Genomic DNA, 25,429 nt, shown 5'->3' on the forward strand with positions numbered 1-25,429 from the left:
AGAGACGCGGGCTTTGTACGTGATGTGATGTTATCGTCTGGCTCGACTGACGGCCCGCTGTCGGCGTAAAAGAAGTGCCATCGTCTTCAAAAATGCGATGGAATCTTTCACGAGATCGACGTGAGACCCCTCCCGTTCGATACAGGTCACTGGTTGTTGATAGACACGAAGGCGTTCTTTTTTGGCGGCATACATCATCTCCAAATCGATGGCGAACCCGCTCGTTGCGCTCAAATAAGGAAGTAACCGCGGAATCGCCCGGCGATTAATGATTTTGAGACCCGTCTGTGAGTCCGACACCCCTTTTGGTAGGAACGGTTTTGTAATCGTTCGTTTTGCGAAACTGACGAATTTTCGGACGAGACTCCGATCTTCAATCGTCAAATCTTTCGTGCCGATGACGATATCATAATAATCATTTTCTGCGATGCTCAATAGTTGAGCGATGTCATCGACTTTGAACGAATTGTCCGCATCGACGAACACATAATATTCGCTCGAGATATGCGTCATTCCCTCGATAAAGAGACCTGCTTTTTTCGTATTCTGCTTCAACTCATACATCTTCAAATAATCAATTTTGAACAACGTGTCCGTCGCATTCATGACGATATCCCGATACTCCTGTAACAAGTGTTTCGATTGATCGGAAGAGGCATCATCTACAAAATAAATCGACCCATGTAAGTAATTTCGTTCAATCATTTTGGTAAGGGATGTCAAAAAAGCATGAATATGTGAAAACCGTTTCTCTTCATTGAAAATTGGTAATATAAAGGCTACAGTCCCTTTTTTCACAGCATATTCTGGATGAATAACATTTTGAATTTCGGCTAACAGTTCATCTGCATACTCTTCTCTATAATAGAATATTCTAAATATCCCATTCCCTAACAATTGATTGAAGGGGAAGTTTCCTCTATGTCGAATAACGTCATCAACCCATAAAATCGATGACTGGGGATGATAGGTACGCAGCGCCGCAGCGATCGCTAATCCGGTTTCATAATCAACATAATCAATCACATATACTTTAATATGATCTTTCATTGCACGAATTTCTGGTGAAATCTTTGGTTCAGAAGATGGATTCGATTCAGAAATCATAAGCTCATAGTGCGGGATAGACGAAGCGTACGGAATGTTTCGTTGTCGATCTGTAAAAATCACTACTTTACCTTTATCCATCACATGGTCCTCCTTAAGGATTGACGAATTGAAAGAGGTGGTTGATATGAAAGCTGTTATGAGTCGTTATTCGATTTTACTCATTTTTCCCGTCCTTGATGCCTTATTGAATATTATTAACTATTCCTATCACTTCTTTTTAGCCCGTGGTTTGACGAGTCAAGACTACGGTCTCTTAAATGCCTATCTCGCTCTTCTCGGATTACTACTCATTATCGGTAGCGCCGTCCAATGGATCGTTACTCGAAACTTGGGACAACAAATTGCGACCGACTATCGGTATATCGAACGGATCATCCTGCTCGTCGCAATGGGTTTATCCAGTGTACTCTTCATACTTATCCCATATATTCTTCCTTTATCTAGGATTAACCTCTTTTTACTTGCAGTTACAGTATTTTTCCATATTCTCGTGTCATTCCGACGTGGTGTCTTACAAGCGAATGAGCGGTTTTATGCCCTCACTCTTTCCTATTACGTCGAAGCGATTGTGAAAGTGGGCGTCACATGGATCTTTCTCGAACAGCTTGATATTACACTCGCCTTGATTGGGATTTTGATTGGCATGATTCTCACATATGGGCTTAGCATCTGGCAAACGCATTTCCCAGAAACGGCTGGTGACAAGCAGTTTCATGGCTTGTTCCAACTCATTCATGTGCAAATTGTCATGACGCTCTTCTTCTCGGTCGATAGTTTACTCGTCACCTTGTTCTTCCCATCGTTAGTCGGAGATTACTCCGTCAGTCTACGCTTTAGTCAGCTCGTCTTGTTCGTCTGTCTCTCGATTTTCCAAGTACTCTTACCACGACTGAGTCGAGCAGCCGAAACAGATTCGTTCCTATCATTCGAACGCATCGTATTCCGCTTGTTATTAGTAGCCCTTGGCATCATTACGGTGTTGTATTTCTTGATTATCCCATCGGTCGTACCAATCTTCTTTGGGCAAGGATACGACGAGGCAGGGTATTTCGTACGTTATATGATTTTCACCTATATCGGCATCATCATCGTTCAGTACGAGGCGATGTTGCAATTTATATTGCGGAACAAGCGATACTTGCGATGGTATTGGGCACTACTTTTCGTCTTTCTCATCGCCTTATTCCTATTCCGTCAGTCGATGGAGATTTGGCTCTTGGCGCAAGCGGTCGTCTTACTCGGAGGATCACTGCTTCTTCGTCTCCGCTTCCATTCTGAGCGACGCCAACAATTTAAGGAGGAATCGTCATGAAACCCACTTTATTATGTCTATCTTGGCGAGATATCAAACATCCGAAAGCAGGAGGAGCAGAAGTATTCACGCATGAGATGCTATCTTACGTAGCTCCTCGTTACAACATCATCCACCTATCCCCTCATATTGAGGGACGCGAGGACGAAGAATGGATTGATGGCGTTCGTTATATTCGATCGGGTACAGACATCACGAGCATCTTAGAGGCACGGCGCTACTACAAAGCGCACGAAGAGGAAATCGACCTCGTCCTCGACCAAATGAACACACATCATTACTTCACGCCATTTTATGTGCCGGCACATAAACGTATTCTCTTCATCCACCAATTGACGCGTGAAATTTGGCGTATCAACCTACCGCCTCCCGTTTCATGGGTGGGAGCATGGACAGAAACGAGTCGCCTGCGCCTCTATCGGCAAAGCGATGTCTTGACCGTCAGTCAGTCGACGGCAAATGACTTGGTCGCCGTCGGAATTCCCGAGTCACACATCACGATTTTGCCGGAAGGGCTCAACTTCACACCGTGGCCAGAAGAAGAATGGCTTGCAAAAGAAGAACATCCTACGTTTTTATACGTTGGGCGCATGTCCGCGTATAAAGGAATCAACGATGCCGTCAAGGCGTTCGTCTCCATCAAACGCGACTTCCCGACTGCGCAACTATGGATTATCGGGAAGAAGAACGAGGCGTACATCGCCGAACAACTCGATCCGATCACACCTGAGGAGGTACGATCGGATATCCATTATTTCGGATTTGTCAGTGAAGAAGAGAAGCTTGAACGCATGAGTCGAGCGACAGCCCTTCTTTTCCCGTCTCGTCGCGAAGGTTGGGGCTTGACCGTCAGTGAGGCCGCTGCCGTTGGAACACCGACCATTGTGTACGATGCTCCTGGACTTCGAGATGCCGTTCAGTATGGAAAGCTCGGTTATATGACGATGGCACAAACAGCGGAGGCGCTCGCACTTGAGATGCGACGCTGTATGAATGACCAAAATCACTATGAAACAGTTAGACACGATGCCCATGCATTCTCAAAAACACTGCAATGGAGTCGCACCGGTGCGGCATTTGAACAATGGTTGAATCAAAAGTTAGGAATCTTGATTCAGGAAGGGAGAACATCATGATTGGAATCGCGATGTCTACGTATTGTAACGAGGAAATCATTCGAGAAACGATTCAGTCCATCCAACAGCAAACGGCCGATTTTGTTTGTGTGATTGCGGATGACGGCTCGACCGATCGAACGGTCGACGTCATGCGGGAATTGACGGCAGACGATGACCGTTTCATCATCCTATCACTTCCTCACGGTGAGCGTGGAATCGCTCGTAAAGAGGCAATCGGCCAACTCCGTGAACGAAACGTTGACGTCTTATATGTCATTGACTCGGATATGGTGTTGACTGAAGGATTATTAACGAGTTGCCTGCTTTACCTTCAACATCATGAAGATGTCGGAGCGCTCGTCATCCCAGAAGAGGCTTATAGCACTTACACCAACTTTTTCTCTAAAGTGAAGGTATTCGAACGAAATCTGTTCCAAATCCCTGAGGAACGGATTGACGACCGCTCCATCGAGGCGGCACGCTTTTGGCGGATGGAAGCGTACGAGGCATCGGGCGGCATCAATCCCGCTCAAATCAGTTTTGAAGAGACGCAACCGACAATCCGATACATTCAACAAGGTGGCGTGATCCGACGCGCCACCTTCACTTCAGTGAAGCACAATGAAAAAGAAGTGACATTACAAAATCTGCTCGAGAAGAAGCGTTATTATTTCCAAGTGATGCCGCAAACGCTCGAGACAGAGGAAGGTGGCTTCCGGAAGGCGCTCGCCCGCTGGTATTTCTTCAGACCAGTGCTCTACCATCCGTCCAATCTCAAAAAATATAGACGACATCCCGTGTTAACACTAGGAGTCGCCTACATGTACGTACGATTAACGATGATTGGGGTATCGCAACTCTTTACCCACAAGTTCGGGAAGAACGATCCCGTGACTGATACAAAATAAATTCTCCGTATTGAGTCGGGATGACGAGACGTTTCAATTCGTTCGTCTCCTCGGACTCGAACGGGACAACGAGTTTTTCAGAGCTGATCAAGTCTCCGCTCTCATAAAACAAACAATACGCATTTCCAAGATCATCTAGAAACTCCGTCAACATGTCCGCGACTCGATACTTATTCGTCTTCATATTGACGGCTTGTTGACCGACATCCTTTATGACGCGAATCACATACTCGTCAATCTTCATTGGTTTCGTCATGATTCGCTTGACGTTTCCATAATTGACGGCCGCAATCAACGTGTGGGTGTGCGTATAGTCAGTCAATACGATTTGATGAATGAGTGGGAACTTTTTCTTCACGTAGGATAACAGTTCGACCCCGTCCGTATGGGGTAGCCTTAATTCAGTGATGACGACGTCGATGTCGCTTGATTCTAAAATTTTAATCGCTTCCGTCGCTTCCGTCGCTTCAAAAATAAGTTCTCCTTCTTTCATCAACAGACGAGCCAATGTCTTTCGCGTATGCTCGTGCGGTTCGACAAGTAAGTAATTTGCCATGTTGTGTACCTCCGAAATTTTAATCGAGAAAGGGTGTCACGAAATGAAACTACTCTTACTATCAGGTGGATCAGGAAAGCGTCTTTGGCCACTTTCAAACGATATCAACTCGAAACAATTCATTCGATTACTTGATGACGGTGAAGGTAGCAAACAATCGATGATTGAACGGGTTTTCTCACAATTAAGTGACATGCAATTAGATCGGGATGCCTTTATTTTAACAAACGCGCTTCAACGTGATGCCATCGTTTATCAAATCGGGACCGATGCTAATATCATCACCGAACCGAGTCGTCGTGATACGTTCCCTGCCATCGTTCTCGGCGCTAGTTATTTGAACGAACAACGTGTCGATCCGGATGAAACGGTACTCGTGATGCCGGTCGATGCTTATGTCGATCTTCGCTTCTTCGAATATTTCCCTCAAGTGGATGAAGCGGTACAGACGAGTGACGATGCCTTACATTTGATTGGTGTCACGCCCCTTCACCCGACGTCAAAATACGGATACATCGTCCCAGATGAAGCCGCTCAAATATCATCCGTCCGCTTGTTCCAAGAAAAACCGACAGTCGACGTGGCGGAGCAACTGATTGAGCAAGGTGCATTGTGGAACTGTGGGATATTTGCGTGTAAGCTTCATTTGTTACTTGATGAACTGGCAGAGCGGAACTTGCCTACGACCTATTCAGAGCTGACAACTCGCTACGATGATTTAGAAAAGACTTCGTTCGACTACGCCGTCGTCGAGCATGCGGAGTCTGTATTCGTACACCGCTATGATGGCGACTGGAAAGACTTAGGGACATGGAATACATTGACCGAAGAAATGACGTCAACCACCCACGGCCAAGTGGATCTGTTCGAATCAACGAACACGCATATCATCAACGAATTGAACCTCCCGTTGATTGGAATCGGGCTCGAAGACCTCGTCGTCGCTGTCAACGCAGACGGGATTCTTGTCTCGACGAAAGAAGCGACCCCGCAACTGAAAGATTATCTCGCTTCTTCTGACGACTATCCAAAGTTCAAATGGAAGCGTTGGGGACAATCAGAAGTGATTCATCACGAGACACTCGCGGACGGTCATCATAGTGTGACAAGACGGATGCTCGTCCAGTCAGGGAAAGAACTCAGCTATCATTACCATGAAGCGACCGATACGATTTGGACGTTACTTCAAGGAACAGCGACCGTGACGATTGACGGTCAATCGTTTGAGGCGAAGCCGACCGACGTTATCTCAATCCAACGCGGTGCGGCTCACACGCTCAAAGCTCATGAAGATGTCGTCTTCATCGAGGTTCAGTATTCAAACGACTGGACACTCGACGATGCTTGTCCTGTACCGTCTCCACTTGATAAACAGTATTGACGCGATGCGTCGTTGGAACAGGGACTTCACTTGTAACGATTTCTACCTTTCCGGTAAACAAGTGAGGTCCTTTTCCTTTTGGAACGAAATAATGTTCCCCCGTGCGGATTGCTTGTGTACCGTCCTCACCTTGAACGAATCCCTCTCCTGAAACGACCGAAATCAATCGAAACGTTTCCGACTGTTCTAAAATGGCTGGGGTTCCATTCACTTGGTGTCTCATGATGGTGAACGATGGTTTTGAAATCAATTCGGTCGTCAACGCATCTTCCAAATTCGTCCGCACGAGTTCATCTGTCCGACGATCCGGAATGTTCATCACTTCCACGGCTTTTTCAATATGAAGTTCACGAAGATTTCCAGTATCGTCTACGCGATCAAAGTCATAGAGTCGATACGTCCGGTCACTCGTCTGTTGAATTTCGAGCAATACGACACCTGGACCGAGAGCGTGTACCGTTCCACTCGGAATATAAATAAAGTCGCCTTTTTTCACGGCTTGCGTCTTTAGACGAGTCGCCCATTCTTTTTGTTGCACACATGTATACACATCTTGTTTCGTTCGGAACGTGTGGCCGACGATAATCTCGGCATTTGGTTCTGCGTCTAACACGTACCAACACTCCTCTTTCCCAAACTCTTCTTGTTCGAGACGTTGTGCCTGCTCATCGTTCGGATGAACTTGTACCGATAAATAGGCACGAGCATCGAGTAGTTTGACGTGTAGGGGGAACGTTGCGAATGGATACGGACCGAATAGCTCCAATCGGTGTGCATCCCATAAATCCGCTAACGTTTGCCCTTCATATGGTCCGTTTTCAAAAGTGGTCATTCCGCTTGGATGTGCGGAGGCAGCCCAACACTCACCGATTGTCCCTTCCGGTAACGAAAGATGAAATAACGTCTCTAGCTGACGACCACCCCAAATACGTTCTTTAAACACCGGTTTGAGCTTATACATATGTGTTGCGTTTCTCAAAAAGAAGAAACGACTCCCCCTTCCTGTATTTTACCTAGATATACCCTGAAAAAGGGAGTTCCTATCCAATTTATGAAGGGGGATATGTGAATATTCAAAAACCTCACGAGGCCCTACCCGAAATCGAGGCACCGTGAGGTTTCATCTTGATTATTTAATTAATTCAAGTTCTACCGGAATGTTCGCTTCCACCGTTTCACCACTCAAGTGGTTGATGGCCGCTTCTACACCGAGTTTTCCGATTTCAGCCGGTTTTTGTGCGATGGTCGCTGCCATTGTCCCACCTTCAACTGCTTTGACCGCATCGTCTGTCGCATCGAATCCGATGACTTTGACATCACTCATTCCAGCTGCTTCAAGCGCTTGAACGGCACCGAGTGCCATTTCATCGTTATGTGCGAATACAGCGACGATGTCTTTATTGTCTTGCAAAATGTTCTCCATGACCGTCAATCCTTCTGCACGGTCAAAGTTTGCAGATTGTTTTGCCACGACTTCCAATTTTCCATCGATCGCTTCGTTGAATCCTTGTCCACGGTCACGCGTCGCAGAAGCTCCTGGGATCCCTTCGAGCTCGACGACTTTTTGACCTTCGCCTACGAGTTCAACCATGTAATCCCCTGCCAACTGTCCACCTGCGACGTTGTCTGAAGCAACGTGCGCGACCACATCACCTGTTTCCGCATTACGGTCCACCGTGATGACTGGAATACCGGCGTCGTTCGCTGCTTGAACCGCTGCACCGACCGCTTCTGAATCTGTCGGGTTGATGAGAATCAAATCCATTCCTTTTTGAATCATATCTTCGACGTCATTCACTTGTTTCGCGGCATCGTTTTGCGCGTCCGCTACCGTCAATGTCGCATCCATTTCTTTTGCCTGTTCTTCTGCCCCTTCTTTCAATGCGACGAAGAACGGGTTGTTTAACGTCGAGATTGAGAGTCCGATTTCATAGTCCCCATCTTTCGTTTCCGTCTCAGACGTTGACCCCGGTTGTTCAGTCGAGCAAGCTGCCATCAGTACCATTGTCAGTGCAAGTAGCCAAGCTGTCCATTTTTTCATGTTCCGTTTCCCCTTTCGCGTGTTACGCGTTTTGTCGACGATCAAGCAATACTGCAAACAATATAACTGCACCTTTTACGACGAGTTGGAAGAAAGAAGATACGCCGAGAAGGTTCAATCCGTTGTTCAACGTTCCGATGATCAGTGCCCCAATCAATGTTCCGACAATCCAGCCGCGACCACCCGCAAGACTCGTTCCCCCGAGAACGACCGCCGCGATGGCATCAAGTTCATATGACGTTCCTGCCGTCGGTTGTGCGGAATTGAGACGTGACGTCAAAATGATGCCAGCGAGTGCCGCGAGCATACCCGATAGCGAATAAATCATGATTTTGACCTTGTTGACGCCAATCCCCATCAATTTAGCCGCTTCTTCATTCCCACCGATTGCGTACGTATGACGTCCGAATGTCGTCTTTTTCAAAATGAAATAAAGGACACCGAATGCGAGTAACATCGTCAATGCAGGCACTGGGATGATCCAGAAGTAGCCGCGTCCGAGCATCTCGAACCAGCCAGAGTTCCCGAGACCGGTAATTGGTCTTCCGTCCGTATAGACGAGCGTCAACCCCCGATAAATCGTCATTGTGGCCAATGTCGCGATGAATGGTGCCACTTTCCCGTATGTGATGACAGCCCCGTTAAATGCTCCGAGAACTGCACCTGCAATCAATCCGAGTGCAACGGCCATGACCGCATGTTGACCGTCCACCATCATGCCAGCCACCAATGCGGATGCGAGTGCTAAAATCGATCCGACTGATAAATCAATCCCACCTGTCAAGATGACAAACGTCATCCCGAAGGCAATCAAGGCATTGATGGAAACTTGGCGCAGTACGTTAAAGATGTTATTTAATGATAAAAATCCAGGTTCGAGCGCGGTCACGACGACGACGATGACGAGTAGACCAAACAGTGGTCCTAACTTTTGTCCCCATCCAAGTCGACCCGGGCGCTTCAGTGCAGTCGTTGCTTTCAATTCCATATCATTGCCCTCCTGTCGCATATGTCATCACTTTTTCTTGTGTCGCCTCTTCTTTCGTGAGCGTCCCGGTCACAATGCCCTCCCGCATGACGACGATTCGGTCACTCATCCCGAGCACCTCTGGTAAATCGGAGGAAACCATGATGATGGCAACTCCCGATTCCGCGAGGTCGCTCATGATGTTGTAAATTTCTTTCTTGGCGCCAACGTCGACTCCACGGGTCGGTTCATCCAAAATCAAGACGTCCGGCTCGACCCCTAACCATTTACCGAGCACAATCTTCTGTTGATTCCCACCAGACAACGACTTCACTTTTTGTTCCATCGAATGATGTTTAACTCGTAGCTTTTGTAAGTATGTTTCCGCGAACGTCGCTTCTTGTTGTTTGGAGATGACCGATCCTTTCGCTCGTTTATCGAGTGTCGGGAGCGACAAGTTTTCTCGAAGTGAGAAATCGAGGAGCAAGCCCTCCCCTTTTCGGTCCTCTGTCAAAAAGGCGATTCCGTGTTTAATGGCGTCAGCCGGCGTCTTGATCCGAATCGGTTGTCCGTTCAATTTGATAACTCCACCTTTATGGGCATCTGCTCCGAATAAGGCTCGCATCACTTCAGTCCGTCCTGCTCCCATCAATCCGGAGAATCCGACGATCTCACCGGCACGGACGTTGAACGATACATTGTGGAACCGGTTACCTATTAAATCATTTACTTCGAGCACGACATCTCCGAGCTGCGCGGTGCGTGTCGGATACCGTTCACCGATTTCGCGTCCGACCATGTCACGTACAGTTTCCTCAAAGGAAGTGTCGGGAATCAGCCGGGTCGAGATGGACTGTCCGTCACGCAGAACGGTGATTCGGTCACATAAGTCAAAAATCTCTTCCATCCGGTGAGAGATATAGATGATGGACACGCCTTGATCTCGCAGTGCCCGTGATACGGCGAAGAGTGCCTGAATCTCACGGTCCGTTAAGGCGGCCGTCGGTTCATCCATGACGATGACTTTCGCATCCGTCATGAGCGCCTTGGCGATTTCAATCATCTGTTGTTGACCGACCGATAAGTTGCGTGCTACTTCATCGACATCCATGAAGACGTTCAGTTCTGCCAAATATTCGCGAGCGCGTCTAGTCATTTCCTGCTGTTTGACCATCCCAAACGGTCCCGTCAGTTCACGACCTAAAAATAGGTTTTCGGTCACCGTCATCTCCGGCAAAATGTTGAGTTCCTGGTGGATGAAGGCGATCCCTTCTTGCTCAGCTTCTTTTGGGTGCTTGAACTGACGCACTTTCCCATCGATGAGGATGTCTCCTTCATCTTGAGCATGAAGACCGGTCATCACTTTCATAAGTGTCGATTTTCCAGCTCCGTTCTCACCCATGAGCGCATGAATCTCTCCAGGCAACAATTCGAAATCGACTCCTTTTAAGACAGAGACCGGGCCGAACGACTTATGGATGCTTTTCAACTGAATATGCATCGAATTCCCCCTTAAAAAATGACCCCTGCATGTAAAATGACGTTGGCGTAAGGTGTCGCTTCCCCAGTTCGAATGACGACTTTTGCTTTTGCTACTTCTCGTTTGAAGTCTTCATGCGAGCACATGTCGACGTTGGTGTATCTTTCTTTCAGTGAAGTTGCAATCGTCGGATTGTTTGTAAGGATTTCCTCGGCAATCGTGATGCGCTCTACGACCAAATCCGATTCGACGACATCGAGCACCTCTAGAAATGACGGTTCTCCGACTCGGAGGCTAAGGTCGACCCGCTTCACCCCGTCGGGAATTGGTAATCCGCAATCCGCGATGACGACACGATCTGTATGCCCAAGGTCGGCAAAGATTTTTGCTAGATGACTGTTTAAAATCCCTTGTTTTTTCATCACACGCGCTCCAATCGTTGTAATACATCTTGCCGTGTCGGCATTCCGCCTTGGGCACCAAACCCTTCGACGCTCATGCCCGACGCGACCACCGCAAACCGCACCGCCGCCTCTAGCTCGTTTTGTTCGATGAGGGCAACAGCGAGCGCACCGTTGAACGTGTCACCGGCTCCTGTTGTGTCGATGACGTTCGCTTGAATCGCTGGCACATGTCGCACTTCTCGTCCGTCATGGAATCGAACACCTCGGACGCCCTCTGTCACGAGTAACTTGTTCGGATATCGTTCAAGCACTTCGTCCACGGACAATCCCTTAAATAAATCCCGACACTCATGTTCGTTCGGCGTCAAGTACGTGACGTCTTCAACCACTTCCGGTGGGAGCGGTTGAGACGGTGCCGGATTAAGAAGCACCGGGATTCCTTTTGCCTTACAGTAAGCGGTCACTTGTTTGACCGTTTCGATTGGAATCTCGAGCTGCAAGAGCACGAACGACTGCTCATCAAGAAGTTGATCCAATTCTTCCTCCGTGAAGATGACCTGTTTGTTCGCTGACTGGACGACAACAATCGAATTATCGGCTTCCGCCAAGACGATGTGTGCCGTACCTGTCACTTCGTTCGGGACGATCCGGACTTGTGCGACATCGACGTCTTGCTGTTTAAAGTTTTCAATCATCTGTTGGCCGAACGGGTCACTTCCAACACAACCGACCATCTGCACAGCACCGCCTAATCGAGAAGCGGCGACCGCTTGGTTCGCACCTTTCCCCCCTGGAACGGTACGAAACGACTCGCCGATGACCGTTTCCCCTGCTTGCGGACGTTTGTCGGACGTGACGACAAGGTCCATCGATATACTGCCAATGACAACAATGCGCTTCATTCTTTATCTCTCCTCCCGCTTTGTCGTTTGTCTTTCAAGTAACGTGACCGGTAAAAGCATCTCTTTCGGTCGTGTATCTTTTTTCTCAATCAAATCAAGCAACCGCTCTGTCGCCACTCGTCCCATCTCATAGATGGGCTGCACGATGGTCGTCAGTGGTGGAGACGTCATCTCGCCTAATTCAATCCCGTCATATCCGATGACCTGAAGCTCTTCCGGGACACGGATGTGTCGACGAACCGCTTCCTGAAGCACAGCGGCCGCAATCACATCGTTCGCTGCAAAGATGCCGTCAAACGGCCAAGCATGATCGAACAGTTGTTGGGACGCTTTCAACGCATCTTTGAATGTGAACGTGGACTCGGTCATCCCGACGAGCTTGTCTCCTGCTACTTCGACAAATCCTTCCGTCCGACGCTTGACCGTCTTGAGATGATCGGGTCCAGCAATGTGAGCCAGTCGTGTCGCACCTCGTCTTAACAACGTGTCGGCTGCCAACTTTCCGCCCTCATATCCGTCAGATACGACGGCGTCGATTCCCGCCTTCACGATCCGGTCGAGTGCGACCATCGGTAAGTCCAACGTCTCGTAATTCGGATTGTGCGAATGATTCGTCGTGATGATCAGACCATCGACATGCATCGTCTGCAAGGCGACCAAGTACGTCTGCTCTTTTTCAAGTTGTTCGTCTGTATTGCACAGGACGACTTGATACCCATGCTGATTGGCGACATCTTCAATTGCCCGAGCCAGTTGTGGAAAGAACGGGTTCGTGATGTCTGGCATGATGAGTCCAATCAAATTTGATGACTTTTTATAGAGCGAACGAGCGACTCGGTTCGGTGCGTAATTCAATTCTGCAATCGCCTTTTCAACTGCTTCTTTCGCCTCTTCGCTTACGTATCCGCTTTTATTCATGACGCGTGATACGGTCGCCACCGAGACGTTCGCATGTTTTGCCACTTGTTTGATGGTCGCCATTTGTCATCCTCCGTTCTGGAAACGCTTACAAAACCATCATAATGTGTAACCGGTTACATATCAAGAGGTTTTTATCATTTCATGAAAAAACACATTGAAACAGCGCTTCAATGTGTGGAGAACGTCGGATTGAGTTGGACATAGACGAGGCATTCTACCGTTCGTCCGTCGAGTCGGGTCAATTCTTGCGTTTTCGTGAACGCATAAGTGAACCCACATTTCTCAACGACGCGTCGCGATTGGTCATTGAAGCTGAAATAGCCGCACCAAATCCGCTCCAGTCCTAACGCTTCGAATCCAAATCGAATCATCGCCTGAACGGCTTCCGGCACATAGCCGTGCCCCCAATAATCGGGGCTGAGTACATAACCGATTTCACGTTGGGCCTCATGTTGAATCATTGGGTCCGGTCTTCGGTCGTGTAATCCAATGCTGCCAATCACTTGCCCGGTTTCTTTCAACACAATCGCCCATACGTCTTTTTCTTCAATAAACAGTCGAATGACATCTTTCGTCTCTTCAACGGATTCATGTGGCGCCCAGCCGGCCATCGGTCCGACACGTTCGTCTTTAGCGTAACGATACATATCCTCTGCGTCTTCTAGCGTAAATGCTCTTAAGATCAACCTCTCTGTCTCCATCTTGATCATATAAACCCATCCTTTTCCTTCAAGTTGTTTCTTTCCCCAACCTAATGGGAAAACGTTAGGCGAGGAGGAATGAACATGCCATTTGATTATGATTTAAATTTTGATGAAATCGACTTCCGACAACAACCAGAACTGTATCGGGTCGGTCGTGGTGAACAAGGAGTGCTACTCGTCGAACCGTATAAAAGTGAGATTTTGCCCTATTGGCGATTCAAGACGCCAGAAATCGCCCAGCAATCCGCTGAAGAGATCATGGAATTGTTTGAACAGTATCGCGCGAACGATGATTTCGTCGGAATGGACATGGCCCGAAAGTTCATCCAAATGGGCTACACGCGGGCTCGACGTTACGCCAATTACAAAGGAGGACGTAAATATAAAGAAGACGGTGACATCCACGAGCGCGAAATTGACGAAGAAAAAGCAGAGTCTGCCCGTATCTTCAAAACGTATTGGGATCAACTCCGCGCCGATGAGGATTATTTACGACGTAAAAAGGCGCATCAAAAACAGTATGGTTAATCGCGCACCATCACGTGGAACGGGACACCATTGCGTTCAAACGATGTGATTATACGAAAGCCGACCGTTTCGTATAGATGAATCGCTCGCTCATTGAAAGAAGCAACGGTCAGACGGAGCGGTTTCCCCCGTTCCAATGCCCTTTCGATGACGTATGTCACAAACGACCGTCCGCGTCCCTTACCTGTCAAATCGGGTCGCATCCCGAATCCGATATCCGTCATATCTGAAGAATACGAGTAGTCCGAATTCGGAACTTGGGCCGGGGCGCCGATGCAATAGAAGCCAATCAGCTCGTGTTCTTCTACCATCGCCTGATACGTCATCAACTCGTCAATCCCCTCTTCGGAAGGCGATTGATTATAGAAATCATAAGGAGCTGCGTACGTCCATTTTTGAATTTGACTTGCCCATTCACGCGTCATCGGTTGGTGGTTCACTTGGTTTTCCTCCGTACTCTTTTCATGGTTACTATGTAAAAAAGATGAGGTTTCCCCCATCTTTATTTTCGAGTCCAATCTGCCTTCATCTCCACGTCCGCCGCGTGCATCAGATTATGAATCGGGCATCGTGCCTCGACGCCTTTTCGTAGTTCGGCAATTCGCTCATCCGACTCGGTCGTGTCCAGTACGATTTTCATCTGCACCGACTCAAAATACGTTCGGACGCCTTCCATCCCTTGGAATCCTCGTGGATCGAGTGTCCCTTCCGTCACGAATTGGACCCCCTCATAATCAAAATTTAAATCTTGGGCGACATAGGCAATCATGATCGTCGTACAAGATGATAGCGCTCCGAGAAGATATTCGAGCGGATTCGGTCCCATATTCGTTCCACCAAGCCGTTCCGGCTCATCCACGATAAAAGGGGTGTGCTCTCCTACACGTACAGTTGTCTTGACGCCTCCTGCCTCTCCTTCGGCACGCATCGTTACTAACGGTCTTTCTGACATATCCCATCCTCCTCTCAACGATTAACCATTTCTATGTTCCCGTTATTTTGGACCATGTAACGCCTCATCATAAATCGCATAATCATTTTTGCCGCCTTGCTTGATTTGATACATCGCCTGGTCTGCTTTGTGAATCAATGTATCCAAGTCCGTCCCTTGGTCCGGGGCGTGACTGACCCCGATACTTGCCCGAATCGGAATCGTCACATCCGACGTTCTGTAAGGGTTCCGGTTCAACGTCATCTGGAGCTCATGAGTAAACGCAAGCACTTCGGATTCCGTTAAGTCGATTACATAGATGTAGAACTCATCGCCTCCGACACGGGAAGCCAAGCCGACGTCTCGTGCCGACATTTCCAATAGCCCACCTAAATGGGTTAGGAAGTGGTCCCCAATTTGGTGTCCATACGTATCGTTGACCGCTTTGAAGCCGTCCAAATCAATGATGAGTAATGATAATCTCGATGCATGAAGCAACTCGTGATCTGCCCATTCATAAAAGGCACGTCGGTTTGCCAATTTCGTAAGCGGATCATGGTAGGCAAAGAAGCGAATCGTTTGCTCGGCCTCTTTGAACGAATGTACATCCCGTATGATGATCATCCCATGGATTGTTCGATCAATATCGACAAAGTCCCCATCGATGACGACATATCGCTCTTGCCCAGACTTCGTCATAATCTTTGTTTCAAATTCTAAAAACTTCTTCCGTGTCCTGAAGTGTTGGCTGTAATGTTCAATCCATTCCGCTTTTTTCTTTTCCGGTAACAAGTCGACGAAGCGTTCATTCACGACACGTACCGTGTGGAATAACGTTCGTGCGGCAGGGTTCGCACTCTCTACCTTGCCTTCCGAATCAATCAATAGAATAGCGGATGGATTCAAATTATAGAGGGTGCCGTATCGTTTCACGTAAGAAGTTAAGAAGTCCAAACGATTCATCGCAATGACCAAGGCCACCGCCCAAACGAGCCCGCCATACATGTATGAATAGGGTGGGATGAACCCACGGAATTGAAAATAGCCAAATACAACATCCCACACAAACACGGCATTTGCAGTCCAAAAGAGCATGCGCAACACGCGTTGGTGCTCCCTTCGCTCTGCGCGTTTTAGCGCATAAAAGATCAGACCGATAATCAATAGGTGAAAGATGTTTCCGACAGTCAACGTAATCAAATAAGAAGAATTGAATTCGGGATAAATCCAAATGCCAACTTGTTCAAATTGTTGGCTGTTGATGATGTTCTCTCGCCGAATGTATGTCAATATGACAGGAATCAACGGTAAATAGACGACCCATGGATAAAGCCAACGAGGCGCTTTCGCTCCAACGCCCGTAATACTTAATATAAAGTGTACGGAAAAAATAAAGATGAAAATCCCGGCATTCCCAAACCAATACGCGATGAGTGCTGGACTATACTCGATCGGAGAGAGATGGCGGACAAATTCCGCCAAGAAAAGCATCGAATAGCCGAATACAAACAGGCTCAGCAACCGATGCTCGACTTTATTCGGATTTCGTTGAAAGACATCGAGTGCTAAAAAGCCGAGCAAAAATGACGGCAGTAAGTAAACCACCAGATAAATGAACATCTCGGTCATGCAGAACCTCCTTATTGATTCGTATTCGGTTATTTCGCTATGTTGCACCCTTTTCCCTCTTTAAAGCGACAAAAAACGGGATGATTTACATCCCGTTCCTAATATCACACGCTTATAACGTTTCTTCGATTGGGGTATCCCCTTTAATCAAATCAATCGCTTTGTTCTGTGCATTCGAATGGTTATGAAGGACATGCACCAAGAATGATGCGACGTCTTCGCGTGGAATCTCTCCACTTCCTTCGAATTTCGTGTTCACTTTGCCTGTTCCTGCATCGTCTGTCAAAGCACCAGGACGTACAATCGTGTATGTGAGTCCACTCTGTTCGAGCAAGCGATCTGCGTGATGCTTCGCTACGTAGTAGGGCTTCATCGAATCTGGCCAAGACGAGCGATCTTCTGCTTTTAAGGCGCTGACCATGACGAAGTGTTTGATGTTCCCATTCGCTTGTGCCGCTTCGATACTCTTCGCCGCACCATCTAGGTCAATCAAAAGTGTCTTGTCTGCCCCAGTGCTTCCACCAGAACCTGCTGCGAACACGATGACATCCATCCCATCAATCGCCTTTTGCAAATCTTCTACTGAACCCTCGAGGTCACCGAGTACCGCATTATACCCTTTTGACTTAAAGTCCTCGAGTTGTTCTTCCTTACGTACCATCGCCGTGACTTGATGCTTTCCTTCCTTGTGTAACTTCTCCACCAATTGGTGACCAATCTGACCGTTTGCACCGATTACAAATACGTTCATCTGTCTTCCTCCTCAACATGAATTCAGAGACAAGCGAAACGCCGGGTAGCCGTTGCTACATCCGGTGCAGAAGCAATGGCAGAGATGACGGCAACGCCGTCTGCCCCGTCATGAATGATTGAAGGAACATGCTCTGGACGAATACCTCCGATCCCCACAATCGGAAGCTGTGGATATTGCAGACGGACCTGTCGAATCAGTTCCGTCCCACGCACATGTCCCGCATCCAATTTGCTTTTCGTCTCATGAATCGGACCGATTCCGACATAATCTGCGAACGGAAGAGCTGCACGCACTTCTTCCATCGTATGGACAGACACTCCTAACCATTTATCAGGTCCTAATTGTTCACGAACCCATTCGGCTGGTAAATCGTCTTGTCCGACATGTACTCCATCTGCATCAATCGTAAGTGCCAACTCTACATCATCATTGATGATAAACGGCACTTCCGCTTGGCGACATACCTGTTGGAGCGTCCTAGCCATTGCTTCTTTTTCATCTCCATACAATGCATCTTTACCTTTTTCGCGAAATTGAAAACATGTCACACCACATCGAAGTGCCGTTTCGACGGTCGACACCAAATCAAAAGCATCGATTGTCCCGCACACAAAATAAAGACGAAGTTGCTTAGCGAGCGCTTGTTTCGTACAGAACGTCAACGGTAATCACCTCTTCTTTCGCTAAACGATGTCCCCAATGATTCGTCGGTCCATGCCCCTGTCCAATCGATAATCCATGTGTAATCGCCTGATGAATAAACTGCTTCGCATCTACGACGGCTTGGCGTAGCGTCTTTCCATATGCCAATTCGGCCGTCAAGGCTGCAGAGAACGTACATCCCGTTCCATGTGTATCTTTCGTCTTTATGCGAGGTGCGCTCACTTGAAATGCTTCAGATTCAGTCACAATCAAATCGACTGCCTCCACACCTTCCGTATGCCCACCTTTGATGATGACGACATCGACACCGAGTCCACGAATCGAATGAGCGGCTTTCATTCGGTCGGACTCCGTCCGAATCTTAATTCCGGCCAATACTTCTGCCTCAGGAATATTCGGGGTCACGACCGTCGCATGTGGCAACAGTTTCGTACGAAGTGCTTCGATTGCATTCTCCTGCAACAAAGAAGCGCCCCCTTTAGCCACCATGACAGGATCGACGACGACATGCTCGAACCGATGGCGTTCAAGCGCTTTTGCCACCGCTTCAATTCGCTCCGCATCTACCAACATTCCCGTCTTACATGCCGTAATGTTAAAATCGTCAGTTACCGCATCGATTTGCCCAATGATCATTTCCGTGGAAATCGCTTCAATCCCATGAACACCAAGTGTGTTTTGAGCCGTGATCGCAGTCAGCACACTCGTCCCGAACGCACCGAGCTCTTGAAACGTTTTTAAATCAGCTTGAATCCCGGCGCCTCCCCCTGAGTCAGATCCAGCAATCGTCAATACTTGCGGTCTCATGATGTCGACACCTCGATTCGATTCGTCGGGATTGTATGTTGCGTCAATTGATGAAGGGCATTTAAGAAGTGAATCGGAAAATCTCCTGGTCCTTCTGCCCGTTCACTCGCCAACTCCCCGCAATAGGCATATCCCGACACGGCTGTCACCGTCGCCTTTAGGGCGTTCTTCTCGACCGCTAGACATGCTCCGACGACCGCACTGAGTAGACAGCCTGTACCGGTCGTCTCGGTCATTCGTTTTGTTCCGCCATGGACTTCTATGACGACACTTCCATCACTGACCAGATCTTCTTTTCCGGTCACCGCCACGACACATCCATAGCGTTTCGCCGCTTCGAGCGCCAATTGGCGTGGTTCACACGCCCCGTCCCCCGCATCGACACCACGTGCTGCCCAATCGACGCCGACCAATGTGGCAATTTCTCCTGCATTCCCACGAATGACCGACACGCGGACGTGACGAAGGATACGCTCGACGACATCTCGACGAAATGACGTTGCCCCGACACCGACCGGGTCGAGCACGACCGGACATCCCGCTTCATTTGCAGCTTGCCCTGCACGAATCATCGTCGCTTCGGTCATCGTACCGAGTGTCCCGATGTTGAGTACGAGCGCATCGCTCACGAATGTCATCTCTGCCACTTCCTCAATCGCGTCTGCCATCACCGGGGAGGCACCGATGGCGAGCAGTCCATTCGCCGAAAAATTGGCGACGACCGTGTTTGTGATGTTGTGAATTAACGGCGCCTGCTTTCGAATCTCACTCCAAATCTCATGTCTCATTGGTTGACCTCCTGTGACAACGTCCATGACTCTAGTGTCCATGCCATTTCCCAGAAGGCGACTTCGTAGTAACAACTCTTCAAGAAGAGTTTCGTATAACGAAGCCGCTCTTCTTCTGTCGCTTGTCCGGCTAATTCATCCAATCGATCAATCTGTTCTTCTACCAGCTCACGGAACCATTCCGAACCGTACGTCGCAATCCAAGCCGAATAAATCGGATGATCGGGTCGCTTATCTTTCAAGCGTTCACCAATCTCGTAATAAACCCAGTAACATGGAAGGATTGACGCCAATACATCACCGAGTGTCGGTCCTGCCTGTTGCATGTGAAGGGCATACGCATAAGCGGTCGGTGCCGGCTCGAATGTCGCAAGTTCCACGTCTGTCACGTTGAGCATCGTAAAGAACTCACGATGAAGTGAGAGTTCCGCCTCAATCGTGTGCAACGCATGCGTCAAAAAGCGGCTCGATAGTTCCATCGTTGGTGCGAGCGTCGCTCCTTTCGCCTGTACTTTCGAAAACTGATTCAAATAGTAAGAGTCTTGCATGACGTAATGTCTGAACTTCTTCTCGTCGAGCGTCCCTTCCCCGAGTGAACGGACGAACGGATGATGGAAGCTTGCTTCAAACAATCCATCTGCCTCCTGACGTAAGTGATCTGTAAATTTCATAGTAACTCCCCCTTATAACAGATAAAAAGACGCCGCCTCCCATAACGGAAGCGGCGTCTCGAACAGTCATATCTAGGTGAAGCCATATGATTCGTCTCGCCCACTTCCCTACGCTAGCTTGAACTAGATCAGGTTCGAAGGGTCTGGACCATGTCCATCTCAGCCGCGTGGCGCGACTCCCCTAGTGGCAAACATTATGAAATTCAGTCGTCTTCGACCACATTCTATCAATCTTTTTACCAATTGAAAACCTTTTCCTGTTTGGGCGGTCAACAATTTAAGCTGTTTCTAGCGTCCTGTGATCAGTAAGAACATATTAAATGCGACGAGACCAAGAGGCAACATCGCCACCAAAATAATCGGCCATTTCTTTAAACGAATACCGACAAAAAGGACAAGACTTCCGACTAAAAGGGCAATAAATGTCGTATATGGGTTCATGAAAAAACGCTCCTTTCTCTATAAGGAGCGTTTCCCGGCTCTCGGCCTCATTAATCGTTCGAATGTCGAAGTGTTGCACATGCGGCACGGACACGTCTCGCTTCTTCTTCTCGGAACACGAAGTCGCCTTGTTCGGCGACGCGTTGCGCGCAAAAGAAGAAGAGCGATTGCAAGCGGTCATGCGTATCTTCAATCGCACTCAGCTCAGCGGAAGCATATGTTGCCGTAAGCATCTCCCACAACTCTTCCGGCAAGTGGTCGCGCATCCCATCACCTGACTTCCCGAGATTTACGGAGAACTCCGTCGCATAACCGATATTCCATTCCATCATCTGACGGAGCATATTCCGCATGATATCGAGGTGATCGAGCGCATATAGCACCTGATGCCGTTTGATGCCTTTAACGACATAGAGCGACACCCACCAAAACTCATTCCAGCAAGCCGCATACTCGTCAGCAGATGGACGTGTTACGCGATATGTGGTGTCCGAAGGCGTAACGTCCGGATGATGATCTCGGTCGAATACGATTTGACTGAGCGAGTCCGTTTCGAGCATGGCTTCTACTTGATCCACACTCCGAATCGTCAAATCGATCCGATGTCCGTCCACATATTGCACCAAGAATGTCACATGTCGTTTCGGGTCAATCGTTTCAGGCATCTGCATAATCAAAATATCCCCAAACGTGTCCATCCATGAGGAATCGGCCACAACCGCTTGGACATCTTCCACATAAAAAGCAAGGTCGACATCCTGATATGCGTCTGGCTGGATATTCGGATTGACGAGTGAGCCGTTCAACACGACCGTCCGGATGTGTTCACGTTCTTTTGCGAACGCAATCAACTGCTCGATGATTTGTTCTGGTTTCATTCTACAATCGCCCCCAATGAGCGCGCGACTTGAATTGCCTGCATCGCGTCTAGTTTTGTTTGTTGCAATGTTACGTTCGAAAAATCAACCCCGTCGACGAGCGCGCCTCTAAAGTCGGCACCACGACACACCGCGTGTTGAAGCGTCGCCCGAGTCAAGTCCGTCTGTTGCCAGACTGTCTCGGTCAAGTCAGATCCATACAGATCGGCCTCGACCAATCGAACGTGGGACCAGTCCATTTTCTTGAGCGACACGTGGCGTAGGTTGACGAACGACCAGTCCCCTTCCGTGACACGAACACCTTCAAACTGACTTTCTTCAAAAGACGATCCGGTCATTTTACATTGTTCAAATTCGCTCGTGAACAAGTTGGCACCATGGAATTGACAGTTCAGAAACGAGCTCCCGACATGACGGGACGCATTCCATTTCGAGTCCGTGAAATCACAGTTGATGAACTGACAGCGCTCCGTTTGTAGCTCAGTCGCATCGACGTACGTAAAGCGACAGTTCTCGAACGTGACATGTGACAACACTTCGTCGCGGAGTGTCACGTCACGGAAATCTTCATCTCGATATTGTGTATGTGATTGAAACATCATATCCCTCCTTCAGGTATACTAGAACAGATTACAAAGATTGGAAGTGATACAGATGGACCTCGTATTTCCGACTGAACAAGGAGTCTTCAATTATCGCGTTGCCGGTATTTTTGTGAAAGACGGACACGTATTGATTCACCGAAACATCCGGGATGACTTTTGGGCATTACCCGGTGGTCGCGTGACGCTCGGTGAAGAAGCTGCAACCGCACTCGCACGCGAGCTTCATGAAGAGCTGAACATGCAGGTGACCGATACTTCATTCGCCTTTGTGCACGAGAACTTGTTTACGTACAACGATCAACCGTTTCATGAGATTGGACTGTACTTTTATGTAGACGGTGACCTCCCGCTCCAAGACGGAGACTTTTACGGACCTGAAGGAGATCACCTGATTTATCGTTGGCAAAAGCTCGACCGTCTACAAGACGTCACGCTTTATCCGGAAGTACTCGCTCAACTACCGAACCGTTTGCCAGCCCATTCACTCAATCCGGCTTGAATTTAGAGAAGCGATTTCAACTCATGTAAATGTCGAATCTCATACGTTGACTCCATCGTCGCGGCCACTTCGTTCGGGTTGAACCAACATGTATCTAGACCATACATCCGTCCGCCGGCGATATCTGCCGTGACCGAGTCACCGATAATCAAGCCCTTCTCTGGCGTCACGTTTGGAATTCGGTCGAAGACGTAGTCAAAGAACGGCTTCATCGGTTTTTGCGAGCCCGTCGCATCCGATACGAACACGTCTTGGAAGTACGGCAATAGTCCAGATGACTCTAACCGTTTGAATTGCGTCTCCGTCACGCCGTTCGTGACGATATAGAGTGGATAATCAACGCTCAGCGTTTGGACAATCTCTAACGCACCGTCAATCATGTGCACGCCCGCATGTAAATAGTCCCGATACTGTTGTTCGACATGTGGACCGTCGACGGTGAGACCGAGTGAATCGAACAGTTTCGTGTGACGACCGACCAGCACTTCTTCCCGGTCCACTTCGCCGCGTTCAAAAGCACGCCATAAACCGCTATTAATGTCGACATATCGCGCCTTTACCTCTTCTGTCATCCGGACGTTATAGGATGCGAGCAATTGCTCCAAGGCGACGTGTTCACTTTGCTTAAAATCTAACAACGTATCGTCAATATCAAATAAAATCGCTTCATAACGTTTCATATTTCTTTCTAACCCCTCTCTACGTCTAACTGTACAGGAAGTATTCAGGAACTTCAAAAAGAGTGATGACGAATAAATCACACGTGAGCTCTACTGATTGTATTGACCTCAGCGTTTCTACTTTGACCAACAGACCTATGCTTTCCTCCACTATCTCGAACGTCATGCTTCAACTCTGATCGTTCGACCCATTGAGATGTTTATTTTTCTAAAACAAGTGAATACTTCTTATGGTGAAGAAAAATAAAGGAGTGTTCAAATATGCATACAGATTTTACGAAAATGTACATCAATGGTGAATGGGTAAGCGGATCAAGTGAAAAATCGATCGACAACGTCAATCCGTTCTCAAACGAGACACTGTTCTCGATTCAATCGGCAGACGAAGATGACTTGAATCGCGCGTATGAAGCAGCCAAAGCGTCTCAGACGGATTGGGCCGATATGCTTCCGCAAGCACGACGGGAATTGATTGAGAAGTTTGCCCAGCTGACGATGGACAACAAAGACTTCATCGTCGATTGGCTCGTGAAAGAGTCTGGGAGCACACGCATCAAGGCAGAAAGTGAGTTCGCCGCATCGATAGCCATCATTAAAGAAGCCTCGACGTTCCCATTCCGTATGGACGGACTCATCAAACCTTCGATTGTTCCGAATAAAGAGAACCGCGTATATCGCAAGCCACTCGGAGTCATCGGCATTATCAGCCCATGGAACTTCCCGCTCCATTTGGCCGTACGTTCAATCGTGACGGCTCTTGCGACCGGAAATTCGGTCGTCGTCAAACCGGCCACAGCGACACCGGTCACAGGTGGTCTCCTGTTCGCATCCCTCTTCGAAGAAGCAGGACTTCCAAAAGGCGTACTCAATGTCGTCGTCGGACGAGGGTCTGAAATCGGCGATGCGATCGTCGAACATCCGATTCCACGTCTCATCTCGTTCACGGGCTCGACCGAAGTCGGACAAGGAATCGCAGAGAAGGCGGGACGTCTCTTGAAGAAAACCGCTCTTGAACTCGGCGGAAATAACGTGTTCGTCGTGCTCGACGATGCCGATCTCGATCGTGCCGTCGAATCAGCAGTCTACAGCAAGTTCTTCCATCAGGGACAAATTTGTATGTCGACGAACCGAATCCTCGTCGCCGAATCGATTCATGATGAATTCGTGGAACGTTACGTCGAGCGCGTTAAACAGTTGAAAGCAGGCGATCCGAACGAAAAAGACACGCAAGTCGGTCCGCTTATCGATCACGACCAAATCGATCGTATCTTAGAACAGATCGAAAAAACCGTCGATGCGGGTGCGACCGTCCATACCGGCGGAACAGCAGACGGCAACGTCCTCGAACCGACCGTCCTCAGTGGCGTCACGAATGACATGCCACTCGCGAAAAATGAAATCTTCGGTCCGGTTGCGGTCATCCTTTCGTTCAAAGATGACGAAGAAGCTATTCGTCTCTCGAATGAATTGCCGTATGGATTGAGCGGTGCCGTCCACGGTTCGGTTTACCGTGCGACCAATTTCGCACGAAAAGTCGAAACCGGCATGATTCACGTCAACGACCAGTCGGTCAACGATGAACCGCATATGCCGTTCGGGGGCGAGAAGAACTCTGGTCTCGGACGATTCAACGGCGAATGGGTGCTCGAAGAGTTCACGACGCTTCAATGGGTGTCCATCATGCATGAACGTCGCGAGTATAAACCGTTCTTCTCATAATACAAAAAAGTGTTTCGGCAATTCGCCGAAAC

Annotated in this window: 29 protein-coding genes and 1 riboswitch; of the genes, 7 read left to right on the plus strand and 22 right to left on the minus strand. The window is 48.5% G+C overall.

Translation table 11 applies throughout. The features are described from left to right. Nucleotides 1-30: 30 nt before the first annotated feature. A complete protein-coding gene (locus tag KNO87_RS03125; protein WP_214792533.1) occupies nt 31-1,188 on the minus strand; it encodes a glycosyltransferase in 1,158 nt (385 codons plus the stop codon). 46 nt (nt 1,189-1,234) lie between these two features. Here KNO87_RS03125 and KNO87_RS03130 point away from each other — a divergent pair, with 46 nt between their 5' ends. Genes KNO87_RS03130 through KNO87_RS03140 form a run of 3 tightly spaced genes read left to right on the plus strand, consistent with a single transcriptional unit; the run spans nt 1,235 to nt 4,448 of the window. Then, nucleotides 1,235-2,422 carry a lipopolysaccharide biosynthesis protein gene (locus tag KNO87_RS03130; RefSeq protein WP_214792531.1) on the plus strand — a complete coding sequence of 396 codons (1,188 nt, stop codon included), beginning with the start codon at nt 1,235-1,237 and terminating at the stop codon, nt 2,420-2,422. After that, nucleotides 2,419-3,558 carry a glycosyltransferase family 4 protein gene (locus tag KNO87_RS03135; RefSeq protein WP_214792528.1) on the plus strand — a complete coding sequence of 380 codons (1,140 nt, stop codon included), beginning with the start codon at nt 2,419-2,421 and terminating at the stop codon, nt 3,556-3,558. Before KNO87_RS03130 ends, KNO87_RS03135 begins: the two co-directional genes overlap by 4 nt. Continuing rightward, nucleotides 3,555-4,448, plus strand: coding sequence for a glycosyltransferase family 2 protein (locus tag KNO87_RS03140; protein ID WP_214792525.1), 894 nt, complete (start codon nt 3,555-3,557; stop codon nt 4,446-4,448). The genes KNO87_RS03135 and KNO87_RS03140 overlap by 4 nt, the downstream gene beginning before the upstream one ends. Here KNO87_RS03140 and KNO87_RS03145 read toward each other — a convergent pair. Continuing rightward, nucleotides 4,402-5,004: a response regulator gene (locus tag KNO87_RS03145; protein WP_214792522.1), complete on the minus strand. Its 603-nt coding sequence runs from the start codon at nt 5,002-5,004 to the stop codon at nt 4,402-4,404. The genes KNO87_RS03140 and KNO87_RS03145 overlap by 47 nt on opposite strands. A gap of 43 nt (nt 5,005-5,047) precedes the next feature. Here KNO87_RS03145 and KNO87_RS03150 point away from each other — a divergent pair, with 43 nt between their 5' ends. Then, nucleotides 5,048-6,385 carry a sugar phosphate nucleotidyltransferase gene (locus tag KNO87_RS03150; RefSeq protein ID WP_214792519.1) on the plus strand — a complete coding sequence of 446 codons (1,338 nt, stop codon included), beginning with the start codon at nt 5,048-5,050 and terminating at the stop codon, nt 6,383-6,385. Here the strand turns inward: KNO87_RS03150 and manA are convergent. From manA to KNO87_RS03190, 8 genes are all read right to left on the minus strand, one after another. Beyond that, on the minus strand, nt 6,306-7,346 hold the full coding sequence (manA, locus tag KNO87_RS03155; protein WP_214792516.1) for a mannose-6-phosphate isomerase, class I: 1,041 nt from the start codon (nt 7,344-7,346) through the stop codon (nt 6,306-6,308). The two genes, KNO87_RS03150 and manA, sit on opposite strands and share 80 nt — an antisense overlap. Before the next feature lie 168 nt (nt 7,347-7,514). Continuing rightward, the gene (gene rbsB / locus KNO87_RS03160; protein WP_214792513.1) at nt 7,515-8,426 is read right to left on the minus strand and encodes a ribose ABC transporter substrate-binding protein RbsB; all 912 of its coding nucleotides are present in this window, start codon (nt 8,424-8,426) and stop codon (nt 7,515-7,517) included. 22 nt (nt 8,427-8,448) lie between these two features. Then, a complete protein-coding gene (locus tag KNO87_RS03165; RefSeq protein ID WP_214694930.1) occupies nt 8,449-9,414 on the minus strand; it encodes an ABC transporter permease subunit in 966 nt (321 codons plus the stop codon). Between the two features lies 1 nt (nt 9,415). Beyond that, complete coding sequence (locus KNO87_RS03170; protein WP_214785952.1) at nt 9,416-10,894, minus strand: sugar ABC transporter ATP-binding protein; 1,479 nt, start codon at nt 10,892-10,894, stop codon at nt 9,416-9,418. Between the two features lie 11 nt (nt 10,895-10,905). Next, nucleotides 10,906-11,295 carry a D-ribose pyranase gene (rbsD, locus tag KNO87_RS03175; protein WP_214785950.1) on the minus strand — a complete coding sequence of 130 codons (390 nt, stop codon included), beginning with the start codon at nt 11,293-11,295 and terminating at the stop codon, nt 10,906-10,908. Further along, on the minus strand, nt 11,295-12,179 hold the full coding sequence (gene rbsK / locus KNO87_RS03180; protein WP_214792510.1) for a ribokinase: 885 nt from the start codon (nt 12,177-12,179) through the stop codon (nt 11,295-11,297). Before rbsK ends, rbsD begins: the two co-directional genes overlap by 1 nt. A gap of 3 nt (nt 12,180-12,182) precedes the next feature. Beyond that, nucleotides 12,183-13,160 (minus strand): LacI family DNA-binding transcriptional regulator, encoded by a 978-nt coding sequence (locus tag KNO87_RS03185; RefSeq protein ID WP_214792507.1) that lies wholly within the window; start codon nt 13,158-13,160, stop codon nt 12,183-12,185. Nucleotides 13,161-13,267: 107 nt separating this feature from the next. Next, entirely contained in the window at nt 13,268-13,810 is a 543-nt protein-coding gene (locus KNO87_RS03190; protein WP_214792504.1) for a GNAT family N-acetyltransferase, read from the minus strand. Nucleotides 13,811-13,885: 75 nt separating this feature from the next. On the opposite strand from KNO87_RS03190, the gene KNO87_RS03195 reads away from it, so the two are divergent. Beyond that, entirely contained in the window at nt 13,886-14,332 is a 447-nt protein-coding gene (locus tag KNO87_RS03195) for a DUF4385 domain-containing protein (RefSeq protein WP_214785942.1), read from the plus strand. Here the strand turns inward: KNO87_RS03195 and KNO87_RS03200 are convergent. The 11 genes from KNO87_RS03200 to KNO87_RS03250 form a co-directional block, all read right to left on the minus strand. Then, a complete protein-coding gene (locus KNO87_RS03200) occupies nt 14,329-14,772 on the minus strand; it encodes a GNAT family N-acetyltransferase (protein ID WP_214792501.1) in 444 nt (147 codons plus the stop codon). The two genes, KNO87_RS03195 and KNO87_RS03200, sit on opposite strands and share 4 nt — an antisense overlap. 62 nt (nt 14,773-14,834) lie before the next feature. After that, nucleotides 14,835-15,284 carry an OsmC family protein gene (locus tag KNO87_RS03205; RefSeq protein WP_214785938.1) on the minus strand — a complete coding sequence of 150 codons (450 nt, stop codon included), beginning with the start codon at nt 15,282-15,284 and terminating at the stop codon, nt 14,835-14,837. Between the two features lie 42 nt (nt 15,285-15,326). After that, the gene (locus KNO87_RS03210; protein ID WP_214792499.1) at nt 15,327-16,892 is read right to left on the minus strand and encodes a GGDEF domain-containing protein; all 1,566 of its coding nucleotides are present in this window, start codon (nt 16,890-16,892) and stop codon (nt 15,327-15,329) included. Nucleotides 16,893-17,004: 112 nt separating this feature from the next. Continuing rightward, nucleotides 17,005-17,643: an SDR family oxidoreductase gene (locus tag KNO87_RS03215; RefSeq protein ID WP_214792497.1), complete on the minus strand. Its 639-nt coding sequence runs from the start codon at nt 17,641-17,643 to the stop codon at nt 17,005-17,007. Nucleotides 17,644-17,666: 23 nt separating this feature from the next. Further along, nucleotides 17,667-18,308: a thiamine phosphate synthase gene (gene thiE, locus KNO87_RS03220; RefSeq protein WP_214785932.1), complete on the minus strand. Its 642-nt coding sequence runs from the start codon at nt 18,306-18,308 to the stop codon at nt 17,667-17,669. Then, nucleotides 18,277-19,116, minus strand: a complete 840-nt coding sequence (gene thiD / locus KNO87_RS03225) for a bifunctional hydroxymethylpyrimidine kinase/phosphomethylpyrimidine kinase (protein WP_214785930.1) — start codon at nt 19,114-19,116, stop codon at nt 18,277-18,279. Before thiD ends, thiE begins: the two co-directional genes overlap by 32 nt. After that, complete coding sequence (gene thiM / locus KNO87_RS03230; RefSeq protein WP_214792495.1) at nt 19,113-19,904, minus strand: hydroxyethylthiazole kinase; 792 nt, start codon at nt 19,902-19,904, stop codon at nt 19,113-19,115. Before thiM ends, thiD begins: the two co-directional genes overlap by 4 nt. Further along, nucleotides 19,901-20,575, minus strand: a complete 675-nt coding sequence (tenA, locus tag KNO87_RS03235; RefSeq protein ID WP_012727575.1) for a thiaminase II — start codon at nt 20,573-20,575, stop codon at nt 19,901-19,903. Before tenA ends, thiM begins: the two co-directional genes overlap by 4 nt. Before the next feature lie 88 nt (nt 20,576-20,663). After that, a riboswitch (TPP riboswitch) is annotated at nt 20,664-20,768 on the minus strand. Between the two features lie 95 nt (nt 20,769-20,863). Continuing rightward, nucleotides 20,864-21,016 (minus strand): hypothetical protein, encoded by a 153-nt coding sequence (locus KNO87_RS03240; protein ID WP_012727577.1) that lies wholly within the window; start codon nt 21,014-21,016, stop codon nt 20,864-20,866. A gap of 50 nt (nt 21,017-21,066) precedes the next feature. Then, nucleotides 21,067-21,894 (minus strand): aminoglycoside 6-adenylyltransferase, encoded by an 828-nt coding sequence (locus KNO87_RS03245; protein ID WP_214792492.1) that lies wholly within the window; start codon nt 21,892-21,894, stop codon nt 21,067-21,069. Further along, nucleotides 21,891-22,493 (minus strand): pentapeptide repeat-containing protein, encoded by a 603-nt coding sequence (locus KNO87_RS03250; RefSeq protein WP_214792489.1) that lies wholly within the window; start codon nt 22,491-22,493, stop codon nt 21,891-21,893. The genes KNO87_RS03245 and KNO87_RS03250 overlap by 4 nt, the downstream gene beginning before the upstream one ends. 55 nt (nt 22,494-22,548) lie before the next feature. Between KNO87_RS03250 and KNO87_RS03255 the strand changes: the two genes are divergently transcribed. Then, nucleotides 22,549-22,998, plus strand: coding sequence for an NUDIX hydrolase (locus KNO87_RS03255; protein ID WP_214792486.1), 450 nt, complete (start codon nt 22,549-22,551; stop codon nt 22,996-22,998). Between the two features lie 2 nt (nt 22,999-23,000). On the opposite strand, the gene KNO87_RS03260 is transcribed toward KNO87_RS03255, so the two are convergent. Next, complete coding sequence (locus tag KNO87_RS03260) at nt 23,001-23,678, minus strand: YjjG family noncanonical pyrimidine nucleotidase (protein WP_214785920.1); 678 nt, start codon at nt 23,676-23,678, stop codon at nt 23,001-23,003. Between the two features lie 261 nt (nt 23,679-23,939). On the opposite strand from KNO87_RS03260, the gene KNO87_RS03265 reads away from it, so the two are divergent. Beyond that, complete coding sequence (locus KNO87_RS03265) at nt 23,940-25,397, plus strand: aldehyde dehydrogenase family protein (protein WP_214792483.1); 1,458 nt, start codon at nt 23,940-23,942, stop codon at nt 25,395-25,397. Nucleotides 25,398-25,429 lie beyond the last annotated feature (32 nt).

The sequence above is a fragment of the Exiguobacterium sp. s34 genome (assembly GCF_018617435.1).
GTDB classification, from domain to species: Bacteria; Bacillota; Bacilli; order Exiguobacteriales; family Exiguobacteriaceae; genus Exiguobacterium; species Exiguobacterium aestuarii.

Bases quoted from the DNA above. Each gene is read 5' to 3' on its own strand.
- KNO87_RS03145 (WP_214792522.1), bottom strand. From the start codon at position 5,004: ATGGCAAATTACTTACTTGTCGAACCGCACGAGCATACGCGAAAGACA.
- KNO87_RS03240 (WP_012727577.1), bottom strand. From the start codon at position 21,016: ATGAACCCATATACGACATTTATTGCCCTTTTAGTCGGAAGTCTTGTC.
- KNO87_RS03190 (WP_214792504.1), bottom strand. From the start codon at position 13,810: ATGATCAAGATGGAGACAGAGAGGTTGATCTTAAGAGCATTTACGCTA.
- thiD (WP_214785930.1), bottom strand. From the start codon at position 19,116: ATGAGACCGCAAGTATTGACGATTGCTGGATCTGACTCAGGGGGAGGC.
- KNO87_RS03135 (WP_214792528.1), top strand. From the start codon at position 2,419: ATGAAACCCACTTTATTATGTCTATCTTGGCGAGATATCAAACATCCG.
- KNO87_RS03245 (WP_214792492.1), bottom strand. From the start codon at position 21,894: ATGAAACCAGAACAAATCATCGAGCAGTTGATTGCGTTCGCAAAAGAA.
- rbsK (WP_214792510.1), bottom strand. From the start codon at position 12,179: ATGAAGCGCATTGTTGTCATTGGCAGTATATCGATGGACCTTGTCGTC.
- KNO87_RS03150 (WP_214792519.1), top strand. From the start codon at position 5,048: ATGAAACTACTCTTACTATCAGGTGGATCAGGAAAGCGTCTTTGGCCA.
- KNO87_RS03255 (WP_214792486.1), top strand. From the start codon at position 22,549: ATGGACCTCGTATTTCCGACTGAACAAGGAGTCTTCAATTATCGCGTT.
- KNO87_RS03170 (WP_214785952.1), bottom strand. From the start codon at position 10,894: ATGCATATTCAGTTGAAAAGCATCCATAAGTCGTTCGGCCCGGTCTCT.
- KNO87_RS03130 (WP_214792531.1), top strand. From the start codon at position 1,235: ATGAAAGCTGTTATGAGTCGTTATTCGATTTTACTCATTTTTCCCGTC.
- rbsD (WP_214785950.1), bottom strand. From the start codon at position 11,295: ATGAAAAAACAAGGGATTTTAAACAGTCATCTAGCAAAAATCTTTGCC.
- KNO87_RS03215 (WP_214792497.1), bottom strand. From the start codon at position 17,643: ATGAACGTATTTGTAATCGGTGCAAACGGTCAGATTGGTCACCAATTG.
- KNO87_RS03165 (WP_214694930.1), bottom strand. From the start codon at position 9,414: ATGGAATTGAAAGCAACGACTGCACTGAAGCGCCCGGGTCGACTTGGA.
- thiM (WP_214792495.1), bottom strand. From the start codon at position 19,904: ATGAGACATGAGATTTGGAGTGAGATTCGAAAGCAGGCGCCGTTAATT.
- KNO87_RS03140 (WP_214792525.1), top strand. From the start codon at position 3,555: ATGATTGGAATCGCGATGTCTACGTATTGTAACGAGGAAATCATTCGA.
- KNO87_RS03210 (WP_214792499.1), bottom strand. From the start codon at position 16,892: ATGACCGAGATGTTCATTTATCTGGTGGTTTACTTACTGCCGTCATTT.
- KNO87_RS03260 (WP_214785920.1), bottom strand. From the start codon at position 23,678: ATGAAACGTTATGAAGCGATTTTATTTGATATTGACGATACGTTGTTA.
- tenA (WP_012727575.1), bottom strand. From the start codon at position 20,575: ATGAAATTTACAGATCACTTACGTCAGGAGGCAGATGGATTGTTTGAA.
- manA (WP_214792516.1), bottom strand. From the start codon at position 7,346: ATGTATAAGCTCAAACCGGTGTTTAAAGAACGTATTTGGGGTGGTCGT.
- KNO87_RS03125 (WP_214792533.1), bottom strand. From the start codon at position 1,188: ATGGATAAAGGTAAAGTAGTGATTTTTACAGATCGACAACGAAACATT.
- KNO87_RS03195 (WP_214785942.1), top strand. From the start codon at position 13,886: ATGCCATTTGATTATGATTTAAATTTTGATGAAATCGACTTCCGACAA.
- KNO87_RS03185 (WP_214792507.1), bottom strand. From the start codon at position 13,160: ATGGCGACCATCAAACAAGTGGCAAAACATGCGAACGTCTCGGTGGCG.
- KNO87_RS03205 (WP_214785938.1), bottom strand. From the start codon at position 15,284: ATGTCAGAAAGACCGTTAGTAACGATGCGTGCCGAAGGAGAGGCAGGA.
- KNO87_RS03250 (WP_214792489.1), bottom strand. From the start codon at position 22,493: ATGTTTCAATCACATACACAATATCGAGATGAAGATTTCCGTGACGTG.
- KNO87_RS03265 (WP_214792483.1), top strand. From the start codon at position 23,940: ATGCATACAGATTTTACGAAAATGTACATCAATGGTGAATGGGTAAGC.
- rbsB (WP_214792513.1), bottom strand. From the start codon at position 8,426: ATGAAAAAATGGACAGCTTGGCTACTTGCACTGACAATGGTACTGATG.